This is a genomic window from Pseudomonas tritici (assembly GCF_014268275.3).
GTDB classification, from domain to species: Bacteria; Pseudomonadota; Gammaproteobacteria; order Pseudomonadales; family Pseudomonadaceae; genus Aquipseudomonas; species Aquipseudomonas tritici.
This window is the reverse complement of the sequence record NZ_CP077084.1, coordinates 246,876-265,394: the sequence shown is the minus strand read 5'-3', so window position 1 is coordinate 265,394 and position 18,519 is coordinate 246,876. Positions and strand designations below refer to the sequence as shown.

Annotated in this window: 17 protein-coding genes; 9 read left to right on the top strand and 8 right to left on the bottom strand. The window is 57.8% G+C overall.

The window, feature by feature from the left end:
- Window positions 1-24: 24 nt before the first annotated feature.
- Window positions 25-336 carry a tetratricopeptide repeat protein gene (locus HU722_RS01080; RefSeq protein WP_065875587.1) on the top strand — a complete coding sequence of 104 codons (312 nt, stop codon included), beginning with the start codon at window positions 25-27 and terminating at the stop codon, window positions 334-336.
- A gap of 130 nt (window positions 337-466) precedes the next feature.
- Here the strand turns inward: HU722_RS01080 and HU722_RS01075 are convergent, their stop codons facing one another.
- The gene (locus HU722_RS01075) at window positions 467-1,354 is read right to left on the bottom strand and encodes a lysophospholipid acyltransferase (RefSeq protein ID WP_065875586.1); all 888 of its coding nucleotides are present in this window, start codon (window positions 1,352-1,354) and stop codon (window positions 467-469) included.
- A gap of 40 nt (window positions 1,355-1,394) precedes the next feature.
- On the bottom strand, window positions 1,395-1,952 hold the full coding sequence (locus tag HU722_RS01070; RefSeq protein ID WP_065875585.1) for a DNA-3-methyladenine glycosylase I: 558 nt from the start codon (window positions 1,950-1,952) through the stop codon (window positions 1,395-1,397).
- Between the two features lie 81 nt (window positions 1,953-2,033).
- Between HU722_RS01070 and glyQ the strand changes: the two genes are divergently transcribed.
- The 4 genes from glyQ (at window position 2,034) to HU722_RS01050 (ending at window position 6,429) form a co-directional block, all read left to right on the top strand.
- Complete coding sequence (glyQ, locus tag HU722_RS01065; protein WP_003187265.1) at window positions 2,034-2,987, top strand: glycine--tRNA ligase subunit alpha; 954 nt, start codon at window positions 2,034-2,036, stop codon at window positions 2,985-2,987.
- Window positions 2,984-5,038: a glycine--tRNA ligase subunit beta gene (glyS, locus tag HU722_RS01060; RefSeq protein ID WP_065875584.1), complete on the top strand. Its 2,055-nt coding sequence runs from the start codon at window positions 2,984-2,986 to the stop codon at window positions 5,036-5,038. Before glyQ ends, glyS begins: the two co-directional genes overlap by 4 nt.
- Before the next feature lie 2 nt (window positions 5,039-5,040).
- Entirely contained in the window at window positions 5,041-5,577 is a 537-nt protein-coding gene (gene gmhB / locus HU722_RS01055; protein ID WP_175403036.1) for a D-glycero-beta-D-manno-heptose 1,7-bisphosphate 7-phosphatase, read from the top strand.
- 81 nt (window positions 5,578-5,658) lie between these two features.
- A complete protein-coding gene (locus HU722_RS01050; protein ID WP_049710804.1) occupies window positions 5,659-6,429 on the top strand; it encodes a lysophospholipid acyltransferase family protein in 771 nt (256 codons plus the stop codon).
- A 182-nt stretch (window positions 6,430-6,611) separates the two neighbouring features.
- Here HU722_RS01050 and HU722_RS01045 read toward each other — a convergent pair whose 3' ends face one another.
- Together HU722_RS01045 and HU722_RS01040 are read right to left on the bottom strand one after the other, a co-directional pair.
- The gene (locus HU722_RS01045; protein ID WP_065880342.1) at window positions 6,612-8,891 is read right to left on the bottom strand and encodes a CHASE2 domain-containing protein; all 2,280 of its coding nucleotides are present in this window, start codon (window positions 8,889-8,891) and stop codon (window positions 6,612-6,614) included.
- Window positions 8,888-9,826: a FecR family protein gene (locus tag HU722_RS01040; protein ID WP_065891280.1), complete on the bottom strand. Its 939-nt coding sequence runs from the start codon at window positions 9,824-9,826 to the stop codon at window positions 8,888-8,890. The genes HU722_RS01045 and HU722_RS01040 overlap by 4 nt, the downstream gene beginning before the upstream one ends.
- Window positions 9,827-10,111: 285 nt before the next feature.
- Between HU722_RS01040 and HU722_RS01035 the strand changes: the two genes are divergently transcribed.
- Entirely contained in the window at window positions 10,112-10,834 is a 723-nt protein-coding gene (locus tag HU722_RS01035; protein ID WP_065880340.1) for a response regulator transcription factor, read from the top strand.
- 104 nt (window positions 10,835-10,938) lie between these two features.
- On the opposite strand, the gene gyrB is transcribed toward HU722_RS01035, so the two are convergent.
- From gyrB to dnaA, 4 genes are read right to left on the bottom strand one after another with little or no spacing between them, the layout of a single operon-like run.
- On the bottom strand, window positions 10,939-13,356 hold the full coding sequence (gyrB, locus tag HU722_RS01030) for a DNA topoisomerase (ATP-hydrolyzing) subunit B (RefSeq protein WP_065875581.1): 2,418 nt from the start codon (window positions 13,354-13,356) through the stop codon (window positions 10,939-10,941).
- Window positions 13,357-13,360: 4 nt separating this feature from the next.
- Complete coding sequence (gene recF / locus HU722_RS01025) at window positions 13,361-14,464, bottom strand: DNA replication/repair protein RecF (RefSeq protein WP_186753127.1); 1,104 nt, start codon at window positions 14,462-14,464, stop codon at window positions 13,361-13,363.
- 20 nt (window positions 14,465-14,484) lie between these two features.
- Entirely contained in the window at window positions 14,485-15,588 is a 1,104-nt protein-coding gene (gene dnaN / locus HU722_RS01020) for a DNA polymerase III subunit beta (protein WP_065875580.1), read from the bottom strand.
- A gap of 38 nt (window positions 15,589-15,626) precedes the next feature.
- Window positions 15,627-17,138: a chromosomal replication initiator protein DnaA gene (gene dnaA, locus HU722_RS01015; protein WP_065880339.1), complete on the bottom strand. Its 1,512-nt coding sequence runs from the start codon at window positions 17,136-17,138 to the stop codon at window positions 15,627-15,629.
- Between the two features lie 585 nt (window positions 17,139-17,723).
- Here dnaA and rpmH point away from each other — a divergent pair.
- From rpmH to yidD, 3 genes are read left to right on the top strand one after another with little or no spacing between them, the layout of a single operon-like run.
- Window positions 17,724-17,858 carry a 50S ribosomal protein L34 gene (gene rpmH, locus HU722_RS01010; protein ID WP_003213577.1) on the top strand — a complete coding sequence of 45 codons (135 nt, stop codon included), beginning with the start codon at window positions 17,724-17,726 and terminating at the stop codon, window positions 17,856-17,858.
- Between the two features lie 13 nt (window positions 17,859-17,871).
- On the top strand, window positions 17,872-18,279 hold the full coding sequence (gene rnpA, locus HU722_RS01005; protein WP_020302575.1) for a ribonuclease P protein component: 408 nt from the start codon (window positions 17,872-17,874) through the stop codon (window positions 18,277-18,279).
- Entirely contained in the window at window positions 18,272-18,517 is a 246-nt protein-coding gene (gene yidD / locus HU722_RS01000; RefSeq protein ID WP_083207160.1) for a membrane protein insertion efficiency factor YidD, read from the top strand. The genes rnpA and yidD overlap by 8 nt, the downstream gene beginning before the upstream one ends.
- Window positions 18,518-18,519: the final 2 nt, after the last annotated feature.

The following is an 18,519-nucleotide window of genomic DNA, read 5'->3' as shown; positions in this document are numbered from 1 at the left end:
TTCTTTCGCTCAAGGTGACAGTAAATGCTCGAATCCCTGGAAAAAATGCTCGCCAAGGGCGTGGATAACTCACTGCTTCGCTTTGGTTTGGGCAAGGGTTATCTGGACTTGAAGGAAAACGCCAAGGCAGCGGAGCATTTGCACAAATGCGTCGAGTTCGATCCTAAGTATTCGGCGGCTTGGAAGCTGTTGGGCAAGGCACATATGGGATTGGAGGATCGCGCAGCGGCACGGCTGGCGTGGGAGAAGGGCATCGAAGCGGCCCAGGCCCATGGTGATAAACAGGCCGAAAAAGAGATGACGGTGTTCTTGAAGAAACTCGATCGCCAAACTTGAGCCGATCTTCTGTGGGAGCTGGCTTGCCTGCGATGCAGGCAACTCGGTCTCTCAGTTACACCGAGGTGATGCCATCGCAGGCAAGCCAGCTCCCACATCAGATCTTCATGGGTCTTGAGTCAGAGGTGGCTCAGTACCACCGCGCCTCACCCGGCGGGCGTTTCTTGAAGCGCTTCATGCTCCACATGTACTGGCTCGGGTAAGCGCCGACATACCGCTCCACCACCTTGCTCATCGCCGCGCAGGACGTGGCGGTGTCGGTGCTGTACATATCTTCCGGCGCCGCTTCCAGGATCACTTTGTAACCCGAACCGTCCGGCAGCCGCAGCGCATGCAGGAACACGCCGACCGCTTTGTGGCCCGCCAACATATTTGGCACAAACTTGCTGGTCAGCGCCTGGGTGGCGAAGAACGGTACGAAGATCCCCGCAGATTCCGCCGGCTCCGGGTCCGCCGGAATACCCACCTGGCCGCCCTTACGCACTTCCTTGATCACACTGAGGATGCCTTCCTTGGTCGACGCCGCCACCCGGTTACCCAGTTGCACCCGCTGCTTGCGCAGCAACTCATCCACTGCCTTGAGCTTGGGCGGCCGGTAAAAAATGATGGGTTTGCACTGGTTGCAATAGAAATGGTTCAGCACTTCCCAGTTGCCCAGGTGGCTGGTGATGCCGACCACGCCTTTGCCCGAAGCCAAGGCTTCGTGCAGCACGTCCAGGCCTTCGACTTCGCGCACCAGGTCGATGGAGCGCTGGGCTGGCCAGATCCAGGCGCAGGCGCTTTCGGTGAGGGACTTGCCGATGTCCATCAGGCTGCGGCCGACTAACGCTTCGCGCTCGGCGGGGTCCATGTCGGGGAAGCATTTGGAAAGATTGATCCGCACCGTCTCGCGGGAACGGTTGGGGGTTTTCCACATGATCCAGCCAATCGCCGTGCCGACGGCCTGGACTGCGCGCCAAGGCAGCAGGGCAAACAACCGGAGAGCGCCTACCAGCAAGGCGCCTTTAAACTTTTCCACAGGTCACTCCTGTTCGTGTGTGGTGCGCAAAGCGGGCATTCTAACCGGCGTTGGCCAAGTCCGCGTAGCGGTCGCAGTCCTGAGTGTGGTCCATGACCATCCCCGAAGCCTGCATGAACGCGTAGCAAATGGTTGGCCCGACAAAGGTGAAGCCGGCTTTTTTCAGGGCTTTGCTCATGGCTTCGGCCTCGGGCGTGATCGCCGGGACTTCACTGCGGTCCTTGAAATGATTGACCTTGGGTTTGCCGCCGACAAACGACCAGAGCAACCCCGCTGGGTCGTCCAATTCCAGCCAGGCCGCAGCGTTGCGTCGAGTGGCGTTGAGCTTGAGTCGATTGCGCACGATGCCAGGATCCTGCATCAGGGCTTCGATCTCGCCATCGCTCAACTGCGCCAACCGTTGCGCATCAAACCCGAACAAGACCTTTCGATAATGCTCGCGTTTGCGTAAAACGGTGATCCAGGACAGGCCCGCCTGGAACCCTTCGAGCAAAAGCAACTCGAACAAACCCTGCGCATCGCGCAGCGGCGTTCCCCACTCCTGATCGTGATAAGCCATGTACAGCGGATCTTCAGAACACCAAAAGCAGCGTGGCATAAGGCTCCAGGGGATGGTGGCGCGGCCGAATCGGGTATACTCCCGCTCTTTAAATCGCAGCCCAAGTAACAGGTGAATTTCGTGAGCCAGCCTACGCCAGCCGTGCGTACCTTCCAAGACTTGATCCTCGCCCTCCAGCAATACTGGGCCGAGCAAGGTTGTGTGGTACTTCAGCCCTACGATATGGAAGTAGGCGCCGGCACTTTCCACACCGCTACCTTCCTGCGGGCCATTGGCCCGGAAACCTGGAACGCCGCTTATGTGCAGCCCAGTCGTCGCCCGACTGACGGCCGCTACGGCGAAAACCCGAACCGTCTGCAGCACTACTACCAGTTCCAGGTGGTATTGAAGCCGAACCCGGACAACTTCCAGGAACTGTACCTGGGCTCGCTCAAACACGTCGGCCTAGACCCACTGGTGCACGACATCCGTTTCGTCGAAGACAACTGGGAATCGCCAACCTTGGGCGCCTGGGGCCTGGGCTGGGAAGTCTGGCTCAATGGCATGGAAGTGACGCAGTTCACTTACTTCCAGCAAGCGGGCGGCATCGAGTGCTACCCGGTGACTGGCGAAATCACCTACGGCCTCGAGCGCCTGGCCATGTACCTGCAGGGCGTGGACTCGGTCTACGACCTGGTGTGGGCTGACGGTCCGTTCGGCAAGGTCACCTACGGCGATGTGTTCCACCAGAACGAAGTGGAGCAGTCCACCTACAACTTCGAACACGCCAACGTCGACAAGCTGTTCGAACTGTTCGACTTCTATGAAAGCGAAGCCAAGCGCCTGATCGAACTCGACCAGCCGCTGCCGTTGCCAAGCTATGAAATGGTGTTGAAGGCGTCCCATACCTTCAACCTGCTGGATGCGCGCCGTGCTATCTCGGTGACCGCGCGTCAGCAATACATCTTGCGTGTACGCACGCTGGCGCGTTCCGTCGCCCAAGCCTACCTGCTGGCTCGCGCCAAGCTGGGCTTCCCGATGGCAACCCCGGACCTGCGTGATGAAGTGTTGGCTAAGCTGGAGGCTGCACAATGAGTGCTCAAGATTTCCTGGTTGAACTGGGCACCGAAGAGCTGCCACCCAAGGCTCTCAACACACTGGCCGACGCGTTCCTGGCCGGTATCGAAAAAGGCCTGCAAAGCGCTGGCTTGAAGTTCGAAGCGAAGAAGGTCTACGCCGCGCCACGTCGCCTGGCCGTACTGCTGACCGCACTGGAAACCCAGCAGCCGGACCGCAGCATCAACATCGACGGCCCGCCACGCCAGGCTGCGTTCGACGCCGAAGGCAACCCGACTCAAGCCGCCCTTGGCTTCGCCAAGAAGTGTGGCGTCGAGCTGAGCGAGATCGACCAGAGCGGCCCGAAACTGCGGTTCAGCCAGGTCATCACTGGCAAACCGACCGCCAGCTTGTTGCCCACCATCGTTGAAGACTCGCTGAACGACTTGCCGATCCCGAAGCGCATGCGCTGGGGCGCACGCAAAGAAGAGTTCGTACGTCCGACCCAGTGGCTGGTAATGCTGCTCGGTGACCAGGTCATCGACTGCACGATCCTCGCCCAAACAGCAGGTCGTGACTCCCGTGGTCATCGCTTCCACCACCCGCAAGCTGTGCGCATCACTTCGCCGGCCAACTACGCCGCCGACCTGCGTGCCGCCTACGTGCTGGCCGACGCCAATGAGCGTCGCGAGTTGATCAGCAAGCGCACCGAGGAGCTGGCCCGCCTGCAGGAAGGCACCGCTATCGTGCCGCCAGGCCTGCTCGACGAAGTGACCGCATTGGTCGAATGGCCGGTGCCGCTGGTGTGCTCGTTCGAAGAACGTTTCCTCGATGTGCCGCAAGAAGCGCTGATCACCACCATGCAGGACAACCAGAAGTATTTCTGCCTGCTGGACGTTGACGGTAAGTTGCTGCCGCGTTTTATCACCGTGGCCAACATCGAGAGCAAGGACCCGCAGCAGATCATCGCCGGTAACGAGAAAGTCGTTCGCCCGCGCCTGACCGACGCCGAGTTCTTTTTCAAGCAAGACAAAAAGCAGAAGCTCGAAGACTTCAACCTGCGCCTGCAAAACGTGGTGTTCCAGGAAAAACTCGGCAGCGTCTACGACAAGGCCGTGCGGGTTTCCAAGCTGGCCGCTTATATTGCGCCACGCATTGGCGGCGATGCTGCTTGGGCGGCGCGTGCGGGCATGCTGTCCAAGTGCGACCTGGCCACCGAGATGGTCGGCGAGTTCCCGGAGATGCAAGGTGTTGCCGGCTACTACTATGCGCTCAACGACGGCGAGCCGGATGACGTTGCCTTGGCGCTGAACGAGCAGTACATGCCGCGCGGTGCTGGCGCTGAGTTGCCAAGCACCCTGACCGGTGCAGCCGTGGCCATCGCTGACAAGCTCGACACGCTCGTTGGCATCTTTGGTATCGGCATGCTGCCCACCGGCAGTAAAGACCCGTATGCCTTGCGCCGTGCGGCCCTGGGCGTGTTGCGCATCCTGATCGACAAGAAGCTGGACCTCGACCTGACCCAGGCCGTGGTGTTCGCGGTCGGCCAGTTCGGTGCCAAGGTCAAGCAAGCCGGCCTCGCCGAGCAAGTGCTGGAATTCGTGTTCGACCGCCTGCGCGCGCGCTACGAAGATGAAGGCGTGGATGTGTCGGTGTACCTGTCTGTGCGTGCCCTGCAACCGGGTTCGGCGTTGGACTTCGACCAGCGCGTACAAGCCGTGCAGGCCTTCCGCAAACTGCCGGAAGCCGACGCATTGGCTGCCGTGAACAAGCGTGTGTCGAACCTGCTGAGCAAGGCCGAAGGCCTGGGCAACGCTGACGTCGACCCTGGCCTGTTCGCCGATGCCAAGGAGTTCTCGCTGAACTCAGCCATCGCCAAGGCTGAAAACGCAGTGAAACCGCTGATCGCTGAGCGTAATTACGCCGAAGCACTGGCGCGCCTGGCGACCTTGCGTGAGCCGGTGGATGCGTTTTTCGAAGCCGTGATGATCAATGCCGAAGATGCAGGCGTGCGGAAAAACCGCTACGCCATGCTCGCGCGTCTGCGTGGCTTGTTCGTCAACATCGCTGACATTTCGACGCTGAGCTGACCATGGTGAAACTGCTGATTCTCGATCGGGACGGGGTGATCAATTACGACTCCGACGCTTACATCAAGTCGGTGGCGGAATGGGTTCCACTGCCCGGCTCGATCGAGGCCATCGCGCAGTTGAGCAAAGCCGGCTGGACGGTGGCCATCGCCACCAACCAGTCCGGCATCGCCCGTGGCTACTACGACATCGCAACCCTGGACGCCATGCACACGCGCCTGCGCACCTTGGTGGCCGAGCAGGGTGGCGAGGTAGGGTTGGTGGTGTATTGCCCCCACGGGCCGGATGAGGGCTGCGATTGCCGCAAACCCAAACCCGGCATGTTGAAAACCATTGCAGAACATTACAAGGTGCCCTTGGCTGGGATATGGTTCGTCGGGGACAGCCTCGGTGACCTGGAGGCGGCCAAAGCCGTCGACTCTCAGCCAGTTTTGGTTAAGACCGGAAAAGGCGAAAAGACCCAGGCGAAAAACCTGCCGGTAGGCACTTTGATTTTTGACGATCTGGCGGCCGTGGCCGCAGAACTTATCAACAACTAGCTGCCCTCGACTTCCTGACCAAGGATGTTCGGGAGAGCGCTTTTAACAGGCGGGCGTTGTCCCGCAACGGTAAATGCCGCCATGTCGATTTTGCAGGCCATCAGAACCTTTTTCTTTTACCTGCTGCTGGGCACCAGTTCGTTTCTCTGGTGCACCCTGAGCTTTTTTATTGCACCGTTCCTGCCATTCAAAGCGCGTTATCGCTTTATCAATGTCTATTGGTGCCGTTGCGCGTTGTGGTTGACCAAGGTGTTCCTGGGCATTCGCTTCGAGATCAAAGGCGCGGAAAATGTCCCGGACCAGCCCTGCGTGATTCTGTCGAACCACCAGAGCACCTGGGAGACGTTCTTTCTTTCGGCGTACTTCTCGCCGTTGAGCCAGGTGCTCAAGCGTGAGCTGCTGTACGTGCCGTTCTTCGGCTGGGCCATGGCCATGTTGCGTCCGATCGCTATTGACCGTGACAACCCCAAGGCAGCGCTCAAGCATGTGGCCAAGAAGGGCGACGAGCTGCTCAAGGATGGCGTTTGGGTACTGATCTTCCCCGAAGGTACACGTGTGCCCTTCGGCACCGTAGGCAAGTTCTCGCGCGGAGGTACGGCTTTGGCGGTCAACGCCAACCTGCCAGTGCTGCCGATTGCGCATAATGCCGGCAAATTTTGGCCTAAGACTGGCTGGGCCAAACGCGCGGGGACTATCACGGTGGTCATTGGCGAACCGATGTACGCCGAAGGTGAAGGTCCACGGGCAATTGCCGCGTTGAATGACCGTGCCCAGGCATGGAATCAAGCGCAGCAACGGGCGATGGGTTCGCTGCCGCCGGAGCCGATTGTGGTCGACACACCCGTGATCTGAGTATCTGTGGATAAGCTGTGCACGGATTGTTGGCGAATTGCCCTTTTTGTCTTATAAGAATTTGATTTTGTTAGATATTTCAAAAGCTCATAAAATCACGAAAAACGTGCATAAGTTTTTTCAGCATAAAAAAACCGGTCCTTGTGACCGGTTTTTTATGCACAGCGCTAAAGTCGATTTTTTCAGTCTTCCAGCAGCGGCAGTTGCAGGCTGAAAGTGCTGCCTTTGCCCACCACGCTTTCGCAACTGATGCGCCCACCATGACGCTCCACCACGGCTTTGACCATGGTCAGTCCCAATCCTAATCCCTCGCTGCCCTGAGCTGAATCGAAGCGACGGTATTGGCTGAACAGTTCCGGCAAGTCCTCTTCGGCAATCCCTGGGCCTTGGTCACTGATGCGACATTCCAACCAGCCTTGCGCGCTGCTTTTCCTCAACCTCACGGTCGTACCGGAGGACGAATACTTGATGGCGTTCTCAAGCACGTTGAACAACGCACGCGTAAGCAGTGACTGGTCAGCCGAGACCATACCCTCATCGGCTTCATTCAGGTCGTGAACCAGATGGATCCCCTTCAGTTGGGCGATCACTGCCACTTGATCAAAGGCATCCATTACCAACATGGCGAACAACGTTGGCTGGAACTGGTAACCGTCAGCTTCGGCTTTCGCCAGTTGCACGAAGGATTCGGTGAGGCTCAAGGCGCGACGCACTTGTTGTTCGATCTGAGCGAAAACCGGTGACTCGCCGTTATGCACATCCAGCAGCGCGAGGATCGCCGAATGCGGTGCGCGCAGGTCGTGGGAGAGGAACCGCAACATGGTCTCGCGGTGTTGCTGGGCTTCGCGTTCCTTACTCAAGTCCGTCAGGCTTAGCAGCCATCCAAGTGCAACATCGCCCTCGGCCGGTAGCAACGGTGCAAGCTCCATGCGCAGGCTGCGCTGGTGGATATCCCGGAACTCGACGAGCTCCAGCGCTGAGAGGGCAGGGCGGACGCCATTGTGCAGCGGCGGGTAGCCGAGATCTGCCAGTTGCTCCAACAGGTTTTCATTGACCAGGACATTACCGAACACTTCGCGGGCGATGCGGTTGGCCAGCAGGATATTGCCCTTGGGATCGGTAATCAGCGTCGCTACCGGCAAGCACTCCAGACCATCGGACATGAAGCGTCGTGTGTCGCGCGTGCGGCTTACGGCTTGTTCCAGGGCAAAGATACGCGCCTGTAGCACATCGCCTTTGCTGGCGGGCGCACGGCGGCGTTCGGGCAGTACTTTGGGCTCGTTATCAAGGCGGGTCAGTTCCCAACCGAAGTAGGCGATGATCACGCTGAGACGACGCCAGTTCCAGATCAGGTAGCTGAGCAACAAGCCGATCAAACAGGCCGCGGGCGACCACCAATGGCCGAGGCGCAGCAACGCCCAGGCACCCAGCAGAGAGATGGCCATGCAGCCCAGGGTCATCCAGAGCGCATAGCGCGGTCGGTAGAGCAGCAGGCCCAGCAGCAACGCCACCAGGGAGGTCGCCATCAGCGCCGCGAGCCAGCCCGGCAGATCAACGATGCTGCGGCCTTGCAGCAAGCCATTCAGCACGTTGGCCTGGATCTCCACGCCCGCCGTGTTGCCGACCGTGGAGGAGAGTGGTGTAACGAACCGATCGCCCATCCCGGAAGCCGTCGACCCGACTAGGATCAGTCGATTGCGCAGCTGCTCGGGAGGTACCTCACCGCGCAGGACACTGACATAGGACACACTGGGAAAACGCGCATGTGGCGCGATAAACGGGATACGGATTGCATGTTCACGATGCCAGTGCTGGGTGATCGACCGCTGAGGTTCACCCGGCATCTCTGATAACTCACCACTCATCTCGTAGGCCAGCCAGGCCAGTTGCGGCGCCGTAGCATCGGGTGGGCCTTCACGCATATACAGGCTACGGACTATGCCATCACTGTCCGCCTCCACATTGATGTGGCCCACGCCCTTGGCACATTTGAGCAACGGCAGCATCTGCGCGCCGGGTTGGCTGTAGCTCGCCGTACCTTCGCGCACCAGCGGCAACAAGACATTGCCGGCGTTGCAGACGGACTCGGCCAGGCGCTTATCCTGTGCAGGATCGCCGGGTTCACTGAAGATCACATCGAACAGAATACCCGCGGGCTGGGCGGCACTCAGGCGGTCGATCAGATCCGCGTGCAGGCTTCGCGGCCAGGGCCATTGGCCGAGTTTTTTCAGGCTGGGATCATCGATGGTCACCAGCAGGATACGCGGGTCGACCGGCAGGGGCGTGAGACGGCGCAGGCTGTCGTACAACGGGTTATTCAGAGCCAGGCCTGGGCTCAATGACAGATAAGCGGTGAAGGGCAGCAGCAGCAAACCAATCCATAACCACTCACGCACCAAGCCATGGAACAGGCGCTGAGCATGGGTAGGTTGACGTTTCTCGGTCTTGCGCCAGAGCATCATTGGTCATGTGCCTGAGTGGTGGGCGGGTAGTAAAAGATGTCATAGACGCCGGTTTCTCCCTCCAGTCCGTTTTCATCGTATGCCGACAGCCGCACGTGATAAAACGAGGCTTTGAGCCCAGTGAAGCTCATTTTCGGCACGCTGGAAAAATTTTCCTGCTTGATGTTCATAAAGGCTTTATCAGTGGCGACCTGGGCACGGTATCGCTGGGCACCGGGCAAAGGCCGAAGGTACAAACTCCAGACGGGAGCGTCGCCTTTCTGACCGTCCTGCCCAACAAGCTTCGGTGCGGCGAGCAGTTCCACGGGTTTCAGTTCACCCTGTGTCTTGAAAAGCAGACCTTGCCGCGCACCCACTTTTACTTCGTTTTCCACTGGCTTGGTTTTCATGTCGCGTTTGACCGCTACCTGGCCTTCCAACACCTCAAGCACCGATTGCTCCGCATCATTGCGCACCCGAAAGTGCGTACCTCGCACGCCCAGTACACCCACCGGCGTCACGATCTGAAAGCGGTCGTGGTCACTGGCGCGCTTGATCACATAGGCCTCGGCCTGGCCCTGTTCGAGCACGACCTGGGGAATCGAAAGCTTTTTCTCCAGGTGCAATCGCACTTGGGAGCTGGCGGGCAACACCACCCGGGAACCATCGCCGAGCAACAGGCTGACAAACGCGGTCGACGAGGTCTTCACGCCTTCCTGTTCATCAATGGTCATGCCTTCAAGCAAAGGGCTCGCCTTGCCCTTGGGATCGAGCTTCCAGGCGTCCCCCGTGAGGTGCAGGACTACTGCCGGCAAAGGCTGGGCGCGACACAGCTGGTTGTCATCAATGTAAGGCGAGCGAATCTTGGCGGCAGCATCCACAGAACCGAACACCATGATCAACAATGAGGGGAGGGCAAGGCGCAAGCAGTTGGGGGAAAGGATCATGGTGCTCATCACGGTTGGGATTCCAGAGGGCATCTGACATCAGCACACACGAGTTTACGACAGCGCATGCGTCGGCTGATCCTTTTCCTTACGGTCGGGAGCCGGTATCTTTCCCCCATCGGTATCGAAGACTTTCAATGGGTTAATAGCTCATTGATGTCATCGTATAGAGAGATCCAAGGGGTCGACGAATCTGAGCACAATTATTCAGATTCAAAGACCGGCATCTGCGCTGTATGTGCCTGTAAATAAACCGGCCGACGGCTGCTGTACTCTTCAAGAAAGGACCCACTCATGCGTGTCGCAATACTGGATGACGAGCCCGCGGAATTGCGACGGGTGGAACAGACACTGCGACAAATCCCCAGCACCGCCGAACAGCCCTGGACCCTGCATTGCTTCGAACGCGGTGAAGACCTGCTACGCCAACTGCGTCGCGAAACCTTCGACCTGTTGATACTCGACTGGCAACTGCCGGACATCACCGGTATCGCGCTGCTGCGCTGGACCCGTGAACACATGGAGTCGCCACCCGCGGTAATCATGCTCACCAGCCGTGATGCCGAGAGCGATATCGTCGCTGCGCTGAACAGCGGCGCCGATGATTACGTCAGCAAACCCTTTCGTCCTAATGAGTTGAAAGCACGAGTCACCGCGGTTCTACGTCGCCACGGCCTGCAGAAGTCAGCAACTCACGAAGTACAGAGTTTTAATGACCTGACCTTTGACGATGCTGAACTGACAGTGACGCGCGCAGGTAAACCGATCAACCTCACCGAACGTGAGTATCGTCTGGCTAGCTGCTTGTTTGCCAACCTGGCGCGGCCACTGTCCCGAGAGTATCTCTACGAGCGGTTCTGGACCCATGAAGAAATGGTCTCGTCGCGGCCGCTCGATACGCATATCTATCGGCTGCGCAACAAGCTGGGGTTGACCGCAGACCGCGGTTGGCAGTTGCTGACGATCTACGGGTACGGGTATCGGTTGGAGAGTGTGGCAGCGGCATCTCAAGACTGAAAATGATGATGTTCCACGTGGAGCATTTGGAAAGTCACCCATCTGCACTCAATAAAAAAGGCCAACGCTAAGCGTTGGCCTTTTTGTGTTTGCGATTATCTGGATCAGAAGTCCAGGTTAGAAACCGCCAACGCATTGCTCTCGATGAAGTCACGGCGAGGTTCGACCGCATCACCCATCAGGGTGTTGAAGATCTGGTCTGCGCCAATGGCGTCTTCGATGGTCACACGCAGCATGCGGCGCTGAGCGGGGTCCATGGTGGTTTCCCACAGCTGGTCGGGGTTCATCTCGCCCAAACCTTTGTATCGCTGGATGGTGTGGCGCTTGGTGCTTTCAGCCATCAGCCAGTCAAGGGCTTCCTTGAATTCCCTAACCTGCTTCTTGCGTTCGCCACGCTGAATGTAAGCGCCGTCATCCAGCAGGGTGCTCAACTGCGCGCCCAGGGTAACCACTGTCTTGTAGTCATTGCTGCCGAAGAAGTCGCGGTTGAAGGTGACGTAGTTGGAAAGGCCGTGGGAGATCAGTTCGACCTCTGGCAGCCACACGTTACGTTCACGGTCTTCACGCAGGCTGGCTTTGTACACTAGGCCAGACTTCTCGACGGTGCGCAGGCGCACTTCGTACTGGGCCAGCCAATCCTGCATGTGCGCATGATCGCCCAACTGTTCCAGGCTCACGGCTGGCAGATAGATGAAGTGCTCGGTCAGTTCCTGAGGGTACAGGCGCGACAAACGCTTGAGGGTCTTCATCACCATGCGGAAGTCGTTAACCAAGCGCTCCAGCGCCTCACCGGAGATGCCCGGGGCTTCATCGTTCAGGTGCAAGCTGGCATCTTCCAGAGCCGACTGCGTCATGTACTCTTCCATGGCGTCGTCGTCTTTGATGTATTGCTCTTGCTTGCCCTTTTTCACTTTGTACAACGGCGGCTGGGCGATGTAGATGTAGCCACGCTCGATCAGCTCTGGCAACTGACGGAAGAAGAAGGTCAGCAGCAAGGTACGGATGTGCGAACCGTCGACGTCAGCATCGGTCATGATGATGATGTTGTGGTAACGCAACTTGTCGATGTTGTACTCGTCACGGCCGATACCGCAGCCCAACGCCGTGATCAAGGTGCCGACTTCCTGAGAGGAAATCATCTTGTCGAAGCGAGCCTTCTCGACGTTGAGGATCTTACCCTTCAACGGCAGGATAGCCTGGGTGCGACGGTTACGACCCTGCTTGGCGGAGCCGCCAGCAGAGTCACCTTCCACCAGGTACAGTTCGGAAAGGGCAGGGTCTTTCTCTTGGCAGTCAGCCAGTTTGCCCGGCAGGCCGGCGATATCCAGCGCACCTTTACGACGGGTCATCTCACGGGCTTTACGCGCGGCTTCACGGGCGCGTGCAGCATCGATCATCTTGCCGACAACCAGCTTGGCTTCGTTCGGGTTCTCCAGCAGGAAGTCGGAGAAGTACTTACCCATCTCCTGTTCCACTGCGGTCTTCACTTCGGAAGACACCAGCTTGTCTTTGGTCTGGGAGCTGAACTTGGGATCCGGCACTTTCACCGAAATGATCGCGGTCAGGCCTTCGCGCGCATCGTCACCGGTGGTGGCGACTTTATGCTTCTTGGCCAAGCCTTCGGCTTCGATATAGGTGTTGAGGTTACGCGTCAGTGCGGAACGGAAACCCACCAAGTGAGTACCACCGTCGCGCTGTGGAATGTTGTTGGTGAAGCACAACAGGTTCTCGTTGAAGCTGTCGTTCCACTGCAGGGCGATTTCCACGCCGATGCCGTCTTCACGCTGGATGTTGAAGTGGAACACCTGGTTGACCGCAGTCTTGTTGGTGTTCAGGTATTCAACGAACGCACGCAGACCGCCTTCGTATTTGAACAGCTCTTCCTTGCCGCTGCGCTCGTCCTTGAGGACGATACCCACACCGGAGTTAAGGAAGGACAACTCGCGAATACGCTTGGCCAGGATGTCCCAGCTGAAGTGGATATTCTTGAAGGTTTCGGCAGACGGTTTGAAGTGAATCTGCGTACCGGTAGTTTCGCTGTCACCGACAATTTTCATCGGTTCTTGTGGAACACCGTGCACGTAGGTCTGTTCCCAGATCTTGCCGCTACGGCGAACAGTCAGGATCAGCTCTTCGGACAGCGCGTTCACGACTGACACACCTACGCCGTGCAAACCACCGGAGACTTTATAGGAGTTATCGTCAAACTTACCGCCGGCGTGGAGCACAGTCATGATGACCTCTGCCGCCGAAACGCCTTCTTCTTTGTGCACGTCTACCGGAATACCGCGACCGTTGTCGCGCACGGTAATAGATTCATCCGGGTGGATGATGATGCTGATGTCGTCGCAGTGACCGGCCAGAGCTTCGTCGATGGAGTTGTCGACCACCTCGAACACCATGTGGTGCAGACCGCTACCGTCATCAGTGTCGCCAATGTACATACCGGGACGTTTGCGTACGGCATCCAAACCTTTCAGCACTTTAATGCTGGTCGAGTCGTACGTATTTTCTTCGCTCATGCCTTCACTCCCGATGGTCGTGGGTCTGGGTGATACGGCCTTGTTCCACGTGGAACAAAGCGACTGGCGTTTCCGTCTGCCAGCCTTCCCTCAATAATTCGTGGTCTACACAGGTGATAAACACCTGGCAGCGTAATTCTTCCAACAAACGGCATAACGCGCGGCGATGTTGCTCGTCTAGTTCGGACGGCAAGTCATCCACCAGATAAATACACTGACCGCGCCGGGCCTGGCTAACCAAATGGCCTTGGGCGATCCGCAGCGCACACACCACCAACTTTTGCTGACCACGGGACAAAATGTCCGCAGCATTGTGAGCGCCTAATCTAAGACGCAAATCAGCCCGTTGGGGTCCGGCCTGGGTATGGCCAATTTGCTGATCCCGCTGTAAGGACGTCGCGAGCACAGCACTCAGCTCACGCTCTTTGTCCCAACCACGGTAGTAACTCAGCGTCAGGCCCTCGAGGTCCAACAACTCACTCAAGGTCTGCTCAAAGACTGGTTTCAAGGCTTTGATATAGGCACGGCGGTATTCATCTATTTCGTCGCTAACCAGGCACAGTTCCCGGTCCCAGGCCGCTTGCGAAGCGGCGTCAAGTGTACCATGCCGCAGCCATGAGTTCCGCTGCCGCAGGGCCTTCTGCAGGCGCTGCCAAGTGGCCATGAAACGCGGTTCCACGTGGAACACTCCCCAATCGAGGAATTGCCTACGGATTTTCGGCGCGCCTTCCAACAGACGAAAGCTGTCAGGGTTGATCAGTTGCAGTGGCAGGATTTCCGCCAACTGCGCAGCACTGCGAGCATTTTGCCCATCAATGCGAATCTGGAACTCTCCGCCGCGGTCACGGGATATTCCAAGACTGCTGTGCCCACCCTCAGCCAGTTCGACCTGGCCAAACACCGTGCACGCCAATTGTTCATACTGGATAACCGGTAGCAGGCGGGCACTGCGAAATGAACGGGCAAGCCCCAGCAAGTGGATGGCTTCCAGCACGCTGGTTTTGCCACTGCCATTAGCGCCGTGGAGGATATTGATGCGGGGAGAAGGGGAGAAGGTCACCGGGTGCAGATTGCGCACCGCGGTGACCGAGACGCGACTGAGGGACATCTAGCTTCTGCTGAGCATGATTACAGGCGCATCGGCATGACAACATAAGCCGAGTCGTCGTTATCGGATTCCTGCACCAGAGCGCTGCTGTTAGAGTCCGACAAGATCAGGCGAACCTGTTCAGTGGTCATCACACCCAGCACGTCCAGCAGGTAACTCACGTTAAAGCCGATTTCCAGCGAACCGCCGTTGTAGTCGACGCCCACTTCTTCTTCCGCTTCTTCCTGCTCAGGGTTGTTGGCCTGGATTTTCAGCTGACCGTTGGCCAACTGCAGACGAATACCACGGTACTTTTCGTTGGAAAGAATCGCGGTGCGGCTGAAAGCTTCACGCAGGGCCTGACGGTCACCGATCACCAGCTTGTCGCCACCTTTAGGCAGCACGCGCTCGTAATCCGGGAATTTGCCATCGACCAGTTTGGAAGTGAAGGTGAACTCGCCGGTGGTGGCGCGAATATGGTGCTGGCCCAGCACAATGCTGACATTACCTTCCGGCTCGGTGAGCAGGCGCGCCAGCTCGAGAATACCTTTACGCGGCACGATCACCTGGTGACGGTCTGGCTGACCGATATCGGCGCGCATCGAGCACATCGCCAGGCGGTGACCGTCGGTAGCCACGGCACGGATGATGCCTTCCGACACTTCCAGCAGCATGCCGTTGAGGTAGTAACGCACGTCCTGCTGCGCCATGGCGAAACTGGTGCGCTCGATCAAGCGACGCAGTTTGCTCTGCTCCAGGCTGCAGGTCAGCGAACCTGGGCCTTCTTCAACCGTTGGGAAATCATTGGCTGGCAAAGTGGACAGGGTAAAACGGCTGCGACCCGCCTTGACCACCAACTTGGCTTCATCAACCTTGATGTCGATCAACGCGTCATTTGGCAGGCTTTTGCAGATATCCATCAGCTTGCGCGCAGGCACAGTGATCTCGCCAGGTTCGGCAGGCTCTTCCAGCTGCACACGACCGACCAGCTCCACTTCCAGATCGGTACCGGTCAGGGACAACTGCTGGCCTTCGACGACCAACAATACGTTGGAAAGCACCGGCAAGGTCTGTCGGCGCTCGACGACGCCTGCGACCAGTTGCAGGGGTTTCAACAGGGCTTCGCGTTGAATGGTGAAATGCATGGTCTAGTCCCTTGCCTTAATAAGCTGCGCTGGTGTCATCAAGTTGTCAGTGTACGCAGCAGGTTCTTGTAGTCCTCGCGAATATCCGCGTCGGATTCCTTAAGTTCATTGATCTTGCGGCATGCGTGCAAGACTGTCGTGTGGTCACGCCCGCCAAACACATCACCGATTTCCGGCAGGCTGTGGTTGGTCAGCTCCTTGGAGAGCGCCATGGCCACCTGACGGGGACGTGCTACCGAACGCGAACGGCGCTTGGACAGCAGGTCGGAAATCTTGATCTTGTAGTACTCGGCCACAGTGCGCTGGATGTTATCCACACTCACCAGTTTGTCCTGCAGTGCCAACAAGTCTTTGAGGGATTCACGAATCAGCTCGATGGTGATGTCGCGGCCCATGAAGTGCGAGTGCGCGATAACCCGCTTGAGCGCGCCTTCCAGCTCACGAACGTTGGAACGAATGCGTTGGGCGATGAAGAACGCCGCGTCGTGCGGCAAGTCGACCTTGGCCTGGTCGGCCTTTTTCATCAGGATCGCGACACGGGTTTCCAGTTCCGGCGGCTCTACAGCTACGGTCAAGCCCCAGCCAAAGCGCGATTTCAGACGTTCTTCCAGGCCTTCGATTTCTTTCGGATAACGGTCACTGGTCAAGATGACCTGTTGGCCGCCTTCGAGCAGGGCGTTGAAGGTGTGGAAAAACTCTTCCTGGGAACGTTCCTTGCGGGCGAAGAACTGAATGTCATCGATCAGCAAGGCGTCAACCGACCGGTAGAACCGCTTGAATTCGTTGATGGCATTGAGCTGCAAGGCCTTGACCATGTCAGCCACGAAGCGCTCCGAGTGCAGGTACACGACCTTGGCATTCGGGTTCTTCTTTAATAGGTGGTTACCCACAGCGTGCATCAAGTGAGTCTTACCCAAGCCAACGCCGCCATAAAGGAAGAGTGGGTTGTAGCCGTGCTTGGGGTTATCGGCTACCTGCCAAGCAGCTGCACGAGCCAGCTGGTTGGATTTACCCTCAACGAAGTTCTCGAAGGTAAACGTGCGGTTCAGGTAACTCGTGTGCTTGAGCGCGCCTTCTACCTGCACGGTGCGCTGTTCAGCGCGAACCGGTGCTTGCTGGGAGGCGGCCCCGGCCATCGGGTCAAAACTGTCACGGGACGGCTCTTCATGCTGTGATGCATTCTTTTGCGCAGAGGACTTGGAGGCTGTCGGCGCAGGTGCACTGGGGGCCGGTGCAGCAGCGGCCTGAGCGTGCGACGCAGCAGCGGCCAACGGCGCATTCGGCGCAGCACGAGGTGCGGAGCTGCGTTTGCTGCCTATTAATAAGGAAAGCACGGGCGCGAGGCCGTTGCCATGTTCGTCGAGCAATTCGAGAACGCGGCTCAGGTACTTCTCGTTGACCCAGTCGAGGACAAAACGATTGGGCGCGTAGACACGCAACTCGTCGCCTTCGGCTTCGACCTGTAGCGGACGGATCCAGGTGTTGAATTGCTGGGCAGGCAGCTCATCGCGCAAAAGCTCCACGCACTGCTGCCAAAGTTCCACTGACACGGATATCCCCTAAGTTGAAAGCCGGTGAGGCAAAAACAGCCGCCATTGTAGCGGCGAGCCGCCCACTTATCCACATGTAGGTTGATCAGAGGCCAGCCAAAATCAACGTCTTAACGGTAAAGAAGTCGACCAATGGTCTGTGCATAAGCTCTGTGGATAAGCGCTCCTAAGGTCGTTGTACAAGTGGGGGCGAAAGTCTGTGGGTAACTGGCCTGTGGATAACAGACCATTCCACACACAGCTTATCCGACAGCGCAGCACAGGCAGAGCACCGTTTCTCCCCCGTGTTGTCATTCTCTGTACATCACGTGGAATATGGCCTAAAGGCACTTATCCACAAAGGATGGCCTGCCTAGCTTTTATAAGCTTTACAGAAAAGCTTTAAATAACTTCCTTCTTTATTTTTATATCTATGCCACTGCCCGTGAAGGCCAAGCAGACAGAAAAGGCCAAATGGAGCCTAGAGATCTAATTGAAGGAAAAGCTGGTTGGAAATTGACCTAGAGGCTTGCTTTCTCTAGAATCGCCGGTCTCTTAAAACGGGGGCCATTCCGGCCCGTTGTGGACGAACCAGGTAACAACGCCATGAAACGTACTTTCCAACCAAGCACCATCAAACGCGCCCGCACTCACGGCTTCCGTGCTCGCATGGCTACCAAGAACGGCCGTGCTGTCCTGTCGCGTCGTCGCGCCAAAGGTCGTGCGCGTCTGGCAGTTTGATAATCCGGTACTGGTGGTGAGTCAGGACTTCAGTCGGGAAAAGCGTTTGCTGACCCCCCGGCATTTCAAGGCAGTCTTTGACTCCCCCACCGGCAAGGTTCCGGGGAAAAATCTCCTGCTCCTTGCGCGTAACAACGATCTTGATCACCCCCGTCTCGGGTTGGTGATCGGCAAGAAGAGCGTAAAGCTCTCCGTTGAGCGCAATCGCCTCAAGCGTCTGATGCGCGAATCGTTTCGCCTCCACCAGGACACTCTGGTTGGTTGGGATATTGTTATCGTCGCGCGCAAAGGCTTGGGGGACGTAGAAAACCCCGAATTGATTCAGCATTTCGGCAAGCTCTGGAAACGTTTGGCGCGTACCCACAAGCCAGCACCAGCAGTCAGCACCGAAACTGTAGGGGTAGACAGCCTTGATGCGTAAACTGGCCATCGTTCCGATCCAGTTTTATCGCTATGCCATTAGTCCTCTGATGGCCAGCCACTGTCGTTTCTACCCCAGTTGTTCCTGCTACGCGTTAGAGGCCATAGAAAATCATGGTCTTCTGCGCGGTGGCTGGCTGACCTTTCGTCGTTTAGGTCGCTGTCATCCGTGGAATCCCGGTGGTTATGACCCGGTTCCATCTATCCCTACCTCCCGTTCTTCTTCGATGGCCGAGTAATC